Here is a 9,015-nt window from a genome sequence, read left to right as displayed (position 1 = left end):
TATTGACGTGTTTACTGTTCAGTTTTCAATGTCCCTGTGCCCTCTCGTCGAGTGCTCATCTATAATACCATCTATCCTCTACCTTTGCAAGTCTTTTTTTTACTTTTTTTCGTTTTTTTTATTCATAGTTAGACAAAGAAAACACTATAAATTCAATTTTCCTTTTTATAATCAACAAAAAATGATATTTTATAGTTTAAAATTTTTTTATAATCACTATTAAAATATAAAATATTTCATTTTGTTTAACTTTATTAATACAATTTTAAATAACTTTATTCTTCTTTTTATACATATAGTATAAAATTATATCTCAAATAATCTTATGAACTTTCAATAAATTACTATATTATTTATACGAATAATATGTTTCTTACATGATATCAAATACTATACTAGAATTTTCATAGCCTACATACACACATTTAATCGAAAATTATTAACATGAATATATTGATATCATTTCTCAATATTATATTTTGATATCTTTTACTTTTTTAAAATATCAAAAAATGGCTAACAGTGGCTATTTGATATAATTTTCAATAAAACAATATAAAAAACCGCTTAAAATCAATGTTTGTAGCGGTTATTGTTTTCTTTGGTGGAGGCGGCGGGAATCGAACCCGCGTCCAAAAGCCGTCCCATATGAAACTTCTACAGCTTATCTTGTCGAATGAATTTAACTAAGCTACGATCCACAAGCAGTCTTTCACTTAGCGATTCTGTACATTTTCGTGGTATAAATCCAGAATCTTTATACCCTTAACCTATTAGATATGTTACCAGTTCTATAGCCATAGGTATGCTATAGGCTGATATTCGCTAAAGTCTAACGTCGACTAGCAAGCGAAAGATAATTGTTGTCTGTTTCCAGATATTTTTTGTTTGCAATTAACGTATGCCCACGGCTGCCATTCCATTCAAACTGACCCCTGTCGAATCCAAGACGCCCCCATTAGTAAGCATTTTTTAATGCTCTTTCCATATCTCTTTTTGCATCTTTAGCTTTCAGATCCTGACGTTTGTCATATAATTTCTTACCTCTTGCTAAAGCAATCTCTACTTTTAACTTAGACGTATTAAAATATAATTTTGTAGGAACTACTGTTAAACCATTTTCTTTCACTTCTCTTTGTAGCTTTTTAATTTGCTTTTTATGAAGCAATAACTTTCTATTACGAAGTGGTTCATGATTAAAAATATTTCCTTGTTCATAAGGAGCGATATGCATGTTTTCAATAAAAGCTTCATCGTTCTTAAAACGAATAAAAGCATCTTTTAAATTGACATGTCCAAGACGTACTGATTTAATTTCTGTCCCTTTTAATTCAATTCCAGCTTCATAAGTATCTAAAATAAAGTAGTCATGAAATGCTTTTTTATTCTGAGTGACAACTTTCATGCATATCACATCCTTTCTATCTATGTTTTCTTGTCTTTCTATGTGACCTATTTATTTTACCCTTTTTTGTACGTTTTGTCTTTACTTTTCTATCATTTATTTTCACAATTTTTGATTTCTTTTTTCTTGATTCCATTCCCACAACTTCAAAATCAATTGTTCTTTCTTTTTTATCACAAGCGACAACTCTAACTTTCACTTTATCAGATAATTTAAAGATTCTTCCTGTTCTTTCACCAACGAGAACCATTTGTTTTTCATCATAGTGATAATAATCATCTGTTAAATCTGTGATATGTACCAAACCATCAATAGTATTTGGCAGTTCAACAAAGAAACCAAAAGAAGTAATAGAAGAAATCATACCTTCAAATTCTTCCCCAATATGTTCAGACATATACTCAGCCATCTTCATATCTGTTACTTCTCTTTCAATATCAACAGCTTCTTTTTCACGATATGAAGATTGTTCTGCTAATTCTGGAATTACTTCTTCAAAATGGGTTGTCTGTTTATAATCCTGTTTAAATAAGAATGTTCTAATTAAACGATGTCCCAATAAATCAGGGTAACGACGTATTGGTGAAGTAAAGTGTGTATAATATTCATCCGCTAAACCAAAATGCCCTAAACATTGAGCGTCATATCTTGCTTTTTGCATACATCTTAATAATAATGTTGACACAATCACATGTTCATCAGTTCCTTTAGATGCATGAATAATCGCATTTAATTCATTTGGATAAACATGTTCTAAAGATCCTTTAATCGTATATCCTAATGGTTTTACAATATTCACAAATTGTTGTAATTTCTTAACCTTTGGCTGTTCATGAACACGATAAATAAATGGTAAATCCAACCATTTAAAATGCTGCGCTACTGTTTCATTGGCTTTCAACATAAACTCTTCAATAATTTTATCAGAAGCACCACGTTTTCTTAAAACAACATCAGTTGGCTTTCCTTTTTGATCAACAAGCACCTTAGCTTCATCAACATCAAAATCAATAGCACCACGTTCATCTCTGACTTTTCTTAATAATGTCGCTAATTCCTGCATTAAAAAGAATAATGGCACAGCTGGTGCATATTCCTGCTGTAATTTTTGATCACCATCTAAAATCTTATTCACATTATTATATGTCATACGATAAGAAGAATGAATCACCGTTGGTAAAATATCATGATTAACAACTTCACCATGTTTATCAATTTCCATAATACAACTGATTGTATAACGATCTGTATTTGGATTTAATGAACATATTCCATTTGATAATTTATGTGGTAACATTGGAATCACACGGTCAACCAAATAAATAGATGTTCCTCTTTTAATGGCTTCCTTATCTAAAGGTGAACCTTCTGTAACATAATAAGAGACATCTGCAATATGAACTCCCAGCTGATAATGTCCATTATCCAATTTCTTTAAAGAAATGGCATCATCTAAATCCTTGGCATCATCACCATCAATTGTCACAATCAACTCATTTCTTAAATCCACACGATTTTCAATATCACTTGGATCAATTTCATCTGAGATACCTTCAATTTGTTCGTAGACTTCCTTAGGAAATTCAATATCTACATCATGCGCATGGACAATAGATAAAATATCTATTCCAGGATCATTACGATGTCCAATAATTTTAATAATATCGCCTTTAATTTGTGGTTTAAAAGTCTTAATTTCTACCACAACCTTATGCCCTGGCATAGCGCCATGCATATGTGCTGCATCAACAATAATAGGCTTATCAAATTTCTGATCATCTGTTTTGACAATATAGTCTTTTCTTCCACGCTTCACTTCCCCAACATAACGAAGTTTTCCACGCTTTAAAACACGCACAACACGTCCTTCTTCACGTTGTCCATGAGATTTAATCTTTTCGATTAAAACAGTATCATTATGAAGTGCATCCTTCATATTGGAATCATGTATATAAAATTCTCTATCTTCATCAATTTTTACAAAACCAAATCCACGTTTATTTAATTCTAAGACACCTTTATAATATTGAAGCTGATTAATCAAATAATAATCATTAATACGACTTCTTATAATAAGCCCTTCATCTTCCATTTCATTAATAAGTTTGATAAACGCAACATAATCCTGTGTTTCTGTCATATGAAAGTGTTCAGCTAATTCTTGAATTTTTCTTCTTGTATAAGTTTGATCAGATAATAACTCTAATATTTCTTCTTTCAATTTTCTCACCTCACTTTTAGTTTATCCAATTAATAAAAAGAGGACACATCAAAGTGCCCTAATGATTAACCCATTCTAATTAAGATTGCAAGAACAAAAAATGCAATTGCAAGTCCAACAGTAATACGTGTTAAAACCAAATCTGCTCCTCTTTCTTTTTGATGAGCAAATAGGTTAGAACTTTGACCAGTCAAAGCATTCACCACACCATCAGATTTTCCACTTTGTAATAGGCATACAACAATAAGAGCAATTGAAACTATAACGAGTAAAATATTTAAAATCATTGTCGTACCTCCTTTTCTTTTTATACATTAGCATAACAATACTATCATAATCAATATAAAAATACAATACTTTTTATGAATTCAATATTTTTGCTATTATAACACCAATTTTCTACACAATCATATCATGATATAAAAATAGAAAGTATCATATTTTCACCTTTTAAAATGATTATAATACTTTCTATTTTTGTTTTAACACCTTCAGCAAAAGAGGTGCTCCTATAATGTAAAAAAAGAAATTTCCCACTGCATGAAAAGTATCAAATAATAAACCAGCACTATAATAAACAATAAATAACGGAAACCCACCTACAACAAATTGATCCAATGACACAATAAAACCAAAAACATAGCCCATCAAAAAAGAAAATATAGCCATGACAATAAGAGGTGGTTGCTTATTTCTATGTCTATAAATATCCACAATACATTGTGTTAAAAAACATATAACAATCCATGCCAGAATTTGAAAAAAAGTCCAAATTCCCATACCCAAATACATATTAGATACAAGTGTTGTCACCAGTGTAAGCTTAATACCAAAAGCCAATCCAAAAACCATAACTGATATAATAATAATAGAAGTCACAGGTTTAATATTTGGCAAAGCCTGTAATGCAATGCGTGATGCAATATTAACAGCTGCTAAAATGCCAATTAAACTAATTTCTTTTACTTTATCCATTCGTTGTATAGATCCATTCAACCTGATCACCATCTTTTAAAACATAGCCTCCTGCTCCAACACTTGGATAAGAGCCATTGACTTTATATTTCCATCCTGAACGACTTCCATAGTCAAATTCCATCAACCCATTAATCCCTTTAATATAAACTCTCTGCCCAATTCCTGATGTCTTGACTGATATTTCATAATTATCAGCTAATATTTTTAATGCATCATAAGCACTCATATTGTCTTCATATTCTACATAATCTTGTGCTATAACCCCATCAACACCAGTAATAGATACATTAACAGAAGCCACATCTTCTACAACTTCATTTTGTTGTTCCTCTTGTTGAGACAATTCTTCTGTCTGATCAGTTGATGTTGTCTCCTGTTTTGAAGTTGTTGTTTCTTGTTTAGATGTAGTCGTTTCTTGTTTGGATGTTGTTTGTGATTGTGTTGTTGATTGAGATTCTATTTTATCTTGAGTAGCTTTATTTTCTTCTTTTTGAGAAGAGTCCTGTTCTTCCTTTTCTTCTTGTTTCGTTATTTCTTGTTGATTGGAATCTATCTCTTCTTTTTCATCACTATTTTCTATTTTTTCACTGACAACAGGTGATTTCTGATTTGATGAAAAGCAGGCATTATAAATACCTGCTCCACCAATAAACAGAAAACATACAACAATAAAAATGAGCGTATATTTTTTTGTTTTATTCAAAATACTTTCTTCCTTTCAATAAAAGTATTCCACTTCCTAAAAATAATAAACCATACCCTGTTAACCAAGAGATATCATCAGTTTGTACTACATCAGCTTTTTTTGATGTTTCCTTAACAGTTTCTGTTTTCACTTCATTTGTTTCCACTTTATTAACTTCTTCATCATTTTTATCTTGTGAATCAGTAATAGATTCTTCAGGTTTTGTTTCTGGTTGTACAACTTCACCTAAAGCAAGATATTTTTGACGTGCTTTTTCATAAACAGAACCATTAACGTAATATCCAACTGTCTGTACTGCTTGCATTGTAGCATATGAATCGCACTGTCCTTCTCCTATATAGGATGACCAGAAACTACCATCATTATTTTGGAAAGATAATAACACATCATAAGGATTACAATCATTTTGATTGTACTTACCAGCTTTAACACCTTCACTATCATATGTTAATAATCCTGCTAGTACACATGCTTGTGTATTAGCATTAACACCACTAAAACTATCTTTATAACCAGCTTGTCCATCTCTTAAAGATTGAATATATGCCATAGCACTATCAATAGTAGCTTGATATTTTTGTTGATTAACTAAAGTTAAACTTTCAATAACCCATCCTGTAATATCTAAGCTTGGACCATAACTTGAACCAAAAGCTCCATCTTGGTCAATCAATGATGCTAAATAATCAGCAGCAAGCTCTAACTTTGTTGAATTAACAATATATAATGCATAAACACCATAAACTTGATAGTTAGCATATGTAGAATTATTCTGTTTATCAAAAGCTCCATTAGATTGAACACAATTTTCTAACATCTCTACATAATTGATTCCTTGATAATTTCTAGGGTCATCTCCATGCAATGTTAATGCAATAACTGTTTGAGCAATTTCTGAAGCGTAATCAGTAGCAATCATATGCTCAATTGAAAGATTTTTAGAATCCAAACCAAGTGATTCAAATGCGAGCAAATCTCCAAATTGATCAAGACTTGTCTTCTGTGAGTAATAGTTTTTTGCTAATGCAAGACTTTCATCATATGATAATGCTGATACTGGAAAAATTTGTCCAATGACCATCATTAACATAATCAATAAACTTGTAAAAATTTTCTTCATTTTGTCCTCCTCTTCCCTCTAGACAAAAATAAGGCATACTTGCCCTAGAATTGATACTAGAACGACTTTATACTCCGTAAAGTGTATTCCAAGATGTTGGCATGTATTCCGGCTGAAGTTCATCGTCTTAGCACCTTCCCAGTTCCCCAGTGGCATTACGCTTTGACTCCCTATTACGGCTGCGGGACAGCTCAGGATTTTCACCTGCTTCCATTTTCATGAAATACTTCTATTTCCAACCAACAAATTCATAAACTTTTACGTTCATATTATATACCTTTATTTTAAGATAATAAAGAAAAAAAGAGCCTTTTACAAAGCTCTTATTCCAACAATTGTTTTTCCTAGATATACTCCAATCACGCATCCAATAATACTAACAAAAGCATATATCATTGCTATAGAGGGCATACCATTTTCTAATAGTGTTAAAGTTTCCAATGAAAATGTTGAAAAAGTTGTAAATCCTCCACAGACTCCTGTCTTTAAAAATAAATTAATGTTTGAAGAAAGATAATGCTTTTCAAATAATCCTACAACAATACCAATAACAAAAGCACCAATGACATTAGTTATCAAAGTTAAAAATGGAAAAGAACTTTTCAACGGTAATAGGCTGATAGAATATCTTAAAATTGCGCCAAGGGCTCCACCAAGTCCTACCCATAAAAATTTATCCATTATCGTTCTCCATCGCAACAACACTAAACTTCTGATCTTTTTCAATTAAAGTCACCGTTGTTGTATATTGTAATGTATCTAAAATAGGATTTATTTCTTTAAAAGTCATTTGAACTTTGACATCGTAATAACTATAATCTTCCAATCCTGACAAAGCTTTATAAGAAACCACATTAGATAAAATATCATAACGGATAACTTCAGGTAGATTTATATCTGTCTGTATTTCTTTATAATATTCATTTCGAGCATAAGCTGTAAAATCGTCTTTTTTCTCAGCATAGAAATAATCAATACCACCTATTTCTCCATTCTCTTTATTCGATAAGGTATAGTAATCACTCACAAAATAAGCAGCCACTAATTGCCTTTCTGCGGTTTTATCACCACGATTAATAGCTGTGACTAATTGATTATATATATCACTCATTAAACTTGTTTCATTTTGCGACTCTATATACTCAGTAGTCACTGGTGTCTGAGTCTCTACTTTTTCCTCATTATTCAAAACAAAAACCATTGAGAATACAATACCTATAACAAGAACCAAAATAACAGCATATTTTTTCTTGGCTTTTTGAATAATTCTTTGGTATGGTTTTGTATCTTTGATGGAAGGCAAATATTCACTTTTAATGAAAATATTTAAAATCGTTAAAAGTGGTTTATATTTACGATCAATCATATTTGTTGCTTCTACAAAAAGTTCAAATAAAACCATCAAAGCAATAAATAAAATAGTTGCTGCAACCTTATCAAATAAATAAAGATAAGAACATAAAGAGAATAATACTGTAACAGCATATAAGATTAAAACACTCTTGGTTTGTCCAAGTTCTAAAGAAAACATCAATTTATGATGAAGATGATTACGATCAGCTTCACTAAAACTTTTATGATGAACTTTACGACGAATAATCGCAATAAACGTATCCATAATTGGAACCATCAAAACAACAATCGGTGCCCCTAATGTAAAAAAAGATGAGCTTTTATAACCAAATCCAAGTAATGAAATGACTGCAATCATAAAACCAATAAACAATGCCCCACAATCACCCAAAAAGATAGATGCAGGATGAAAGTTATACACTAAAAAGCCACCTATTGCGCCAGCTAAAAGCAATGATAAAGAAGAAATATCTGTACGTCCATAAGTTAATGAAGTCAATGAAATAGTCACCAGAACAATAATAGATATACCTGCACACAATCCATCTAATCCATCAATTAAATTAATAGCATTACTAATACCTACGATCCATAAAATAGTAATAATAATAGCTAGTATATAAGACACTGATTCAGGTAAGAATGGAAGCGTGAATCCCTTTAAAACAATATCACCATAAATAATAACGACTAACGCGGCAATGACTTGACCAAGCATTTTTAATTTCGGAGATAAATCATGAATATCATCATAAAATCCTGTTAAGAAAATGATAAAGCCACCTATTAAAATAGCATTAATCTGTGTATCTGTTTTTAAGAAGATCATCGTTCCAATTAAAAAACTCATATAAATCGCATAACCACCAGTTCTTGCGATAATGCCTTTATGTATTGTTCGTTTATTTGTATGGGCAATAATACCAAGTTTTTTTGAAACCTTTCCTACTATTGGAACAAGAATTAAGCTTAATACGAATGTCACAACAAACGATAAACATATTTCTAAACTCATGATTCTTAGCTCCTTTCTTCAATTCTATATCTTTTGTTATATCATAAATATGCGATTTTGCGAAGTCCTGACTGCATTTATTTCATTTATTTATTCTTATTAATGAAAAAAATTTTCCATTTATACACTCATCATATAGACTTATCTTTTTTTTGAAGTTATTTAATTATCTCTTTAAAAATATCATAATATAATACATTTTAAATGACAAAATCTA

The 9,015-nt window shown here is 30.6% G+C and carries 8 protein-coding genes, 1 other RNA gene and 1 riboswitch; all 9 genes read right to left on the bottom strand.

What is annotated here, in order from left to right:
- Positions 1-602 precede the first annotated feature (602 nt).
- Positions 603-957, bottom strand: a transfer-messenger RNA (tmRNA) gene (gene ssrA / locus ACESR5_RS08340).
- A 1-nt stretch (position 958) separates the two neighbouring features.
- Entirely contained in the window at positions 959-1,405 is a 447-nt protein-coding gene (smpB, locus tag ACESR5_RS08335; protein WP_087244999.1) for an SsrA-binding protein SmpB, read from the bottom strand.
- Positions 1,406-1,421: 16 nt separating this feature from the next.
- Positions 1,422-3,626, bottom strand: a complete 2,205-nt coding sequence (gene rnr, locus ACESR5_RS08330; RefSeq protein WP_373155070.1) for a ribonuclease R — start codon at positions 3,624-3,626, stop codon at positions 1,422-1,424.
- 65 nt (positions 3,627-3,691) lie between these two features.
- A complete protein-coding gene (gene secG / locus ACESR5_RS08325; RefSeq protein ID WP_373155068.1) occupies positions 3,692-3,913 on the bottom strand; it encodes a preprotein translocase subunit SecG in 222 nt (73 codons plus the stop codon).
- 184 nt (positions 3,914-4,097) lie between these two features.
- Entirely contained in the window at positions 4,098-4,601 is a 504-nt protein-coding gene (locus ACESR5_RS08320; protein WP_373155066.1) for a hypothetical protein, read from the bottom strand.
- On the bottom strand, positions 4,594-5,307 hold the full coding sequence (locus ACESR5_RS08315; RefSeq protein WP_373155065.1) for a DUF4430 domain-containing protein: 714 nt from the start codon (positions 5,305-5,307) through the stop codon (positions 4,594-4,596). The genes ACESR5_RS08320 and ACESR5_RS08315 overlap by 8 nt, the downstream gene beginning before the upstream one ends.
- The gene (locus tag ACESR5_RS08310; RefSeq protein WP_373155064.1) at positions 5,300-6,430 is read right to left on the bottom strand and encodes a prenyltransferase/squalene oxidase repeat-containing protein; all 1,131 of its coding nucleotides are present in this window, start codon (positions 6,428-6,430) and stop codon (positions 5,300-5,302) included. Before ACESR5_RS08310 ends, ACESR5_RS08315 begins: the two co-directional genes overlap by 8 nt.
- A gap of 80 nt (positions 6,431-6,510) precedes the next feature.
- Positions 6,511-6,689, bottom strand: a riboswitch (cobalamin riboswitch).
- Positions 6,690-6,742: 53 nt separating this feature from the next.
- Positions 6,743-7,111, bottom strand: coding sequence for a fluoride efflux transporter CrcB (gene crcB / locus ACESR5_RS08305; RefSeq protein ID WP_373155062.1), 369 nt, complete (start codon positions 7,109-7,111; stop codon positions 6,743-6,745).
- Positions 7,104-8,798 carry an MraY family glycosyltransferase gene (locus ACESR5_RS08300; protein WP_289528123.1) on the bottom strand — a complete coding sequence of 565 codons (1,695 nt, stop codon included), beginning with the start codon at positions 8,796-8,798 and terminating at the stop codon, positions 7,104-7,106. The genes crcB and ACESR5_RS08300 overlap by 8 nt, the downstream gene beginning before the upstream one ends.
- Between the last annotated feature and the right edge of the window lie 217 nt (positions 8,799-9,015).

The sequence above is a fragment of the Clostridium sp. AUH-JLR23 genome (assembly GCF_964238065.1).
In the GTDB taxonomy this organism is placed as follows: Bacteria; Bacillota_I; Bacilli_A; order Erysipelotrichales; family Coprobacillaceae; genus Allocoprobacillus; species Allocoprobacillus merdigallinarum.
The sequence above is the reverse complement of the archived record's forward strand: the minus strand, read 5'-3'. Positions and strand labels throughout refer to the sequence as shown.